Raw genomic sequence first — 1,419 nt, 5'->3', positions numbered from 1 at the left:
GGATCGAACTCCTCCATGCCTCCGCCGTAGGCGACGGCGGCGAGGCGGTCGGTCGCGACGATCTCGTACGGCACGGAGCTTCGGCGCACGGGGACCACACCCTCCTCCAGCTGATCGACGAGAGCCAAGAGCTGTTCCCGCGCCTGTCCTTCGGTGATCTGCGTGCTCTCGCGGTAGACGTCGCGGTGTACCCACCAGCCGATGCCGGCCAGGATCACGGCGGCTGCTGATGCGGCAGCCAGGGCGGTGCGGGCTCGTACCGAACGCGGCCACCAGCGGCGTCGCGGCTCAGTCGCGTTCACGGTCGTCCACCAATCGGTAGCCGGTGCCCCGTACGGTCTGCAGGGACTGCCGGTGGAACGCGGCGTCCACCTTCTTGCGGAGGGCGCTGACGCGCGCCTCCACGAGGTTGGGATCCTGGGCTTCGTCGGGCCACGCGTGGTAGAGGAGATCCGTCTTGGAGACCGCCTGGCCCGCCCGGCGGGCCAGCAGCTCCAGCACGGCGAACTCACGGGGTGTCAGCTCGATCCGGGTCCCGGCCCGGCGGCAGACCCGGCCGGCGACATCCAGCGAGAGGTCGCCCACGGCGAGGACGGGCGGGGCGACCGTGGCGGCTCGTCTGACCAGGGCCCGCAGCCGTGCGACGAGCACCAGGTAGGAGAAGGGTTTGGCCAGGTAGTCGTCGGCCCCCGTGTCCAGGGCCTCTGCCTGGTCCCAGTCCCCGTCCTTGGCGGTGAGCACCAGGATCGGGGTCGCGTTGCCCTCCCGGCGCAGCTGGGCGCAGACCTTGTAGCCGTTGAGTCCGGGGAGCATCAAGTCCAGCACGACAAGGGCGTATTCGCCGGTGCGGGCCATCCACAGTCCGTGCCGGCCGTCATGGGCGAGGTCGACGCTGTAGCCCTCGGCGGTCAGGCCGGTGCGCAGGGTGTGGGCAAGGTCCACCTCGTCTTCGACCACCAGGATGCGCATGTCGTGCAGCCTTCCACAGCGTCGGCCCGCGTTCCTGATCGGCCGGTCAGGTTGGGTCAGCGTCCGGTCAACCAGGCCCGGGCACGCTGGCGGAGTGTCTTCGCCGCTGCTGAAAGGCCCCGTCGCTGATGTCCCTCGATGAACGCGCCCCCGCCGGGGACAGGCTCGACTTCCCGCCCGTACCCGTCCGTCGGCGATCACCGAGCCCCGCCAAGGCCGTTGTCGCCATCGCGCCCCTGTCCCTGACCATGGCTCTGGGACTCTGGGGTATCCGCAGGCAGAACACCATGTGGGGGGACGAGGCCGTCACCTTTCAGCTCGCGCACCGCGATCTTTCGCAGATATGGCTCACTGCCCAGCACGTTGACCTGGTCCATGCCCTCCACTACGCGGTGATGCACGAGATCTTCGGTCTCTTCGGCGGAGGGCTGCTGACGTTGCGGCTGGCGG

1 protein-coding gene and 2 pseudogenes are annotated in these 1,419 nt (G+C 69.7%); 1 reads left to right on the top strand and 2 read right to left on the bottom strand.

The window, feature by feature from the left end:
- Both IH13_RS0105205 and IH13_RS0105200 read right to left on the bottom strand, forming a co-directional pair.
- Positions 1 to 218: pseudogene (locus IH13_RS0105205) on the bottom strand (two-component sensor histidine kinase); the annotation flags it as partial.
- Positions 219 to 288: 70 nt separating this feature from the next.
- The gene (locus IH13_RS0105200; RefSeq protein ID WP_031081398.1) at positions 289 to 969 is read right to left on the bottom strand and encodes a response regulator transcription factor; all 681 of its coding nucleotides are present in this window, start codon (positions 967 to 969) and stop codon (positions 289 to 291) included.
- 128 nt (positions 970 to 1,097) lie between these two features.
- Here IH13_RS0105200 and IH13_RS43845 point away from each other — a divergent pair.
- Positions 1,098 to 1,419: pseudogene (locus tag IH13_RS43845) on the top strand (hypothetical protein); the annotation flags it as partial.

This window comes from Streptomyces sp. NRRL WC-3549 (assembly GCF_000721935.1).
In the GTDB taxonomy this organism is placed as follows: domain Bacteria; phylum Actinomycetota; class Actinomycetes; order Streptomycetales; family Streptomycetaceae; genus Streptomyces.
Note: the sequence above shows the minus strand (reverse complement) of the source record. Positions and strands in the feature narration are given on the sequence as shown.

Bases quoted from the DNA above. Each gene is read 5' to 3' on its own strand.
- IH13_RS0105200 (WP_031081398.1), bottom strand. From the start codon at position 969: ATGCGCATCCTGGTGGTCGAAGACGAGGTGGACCTTGCCCACACCCTG.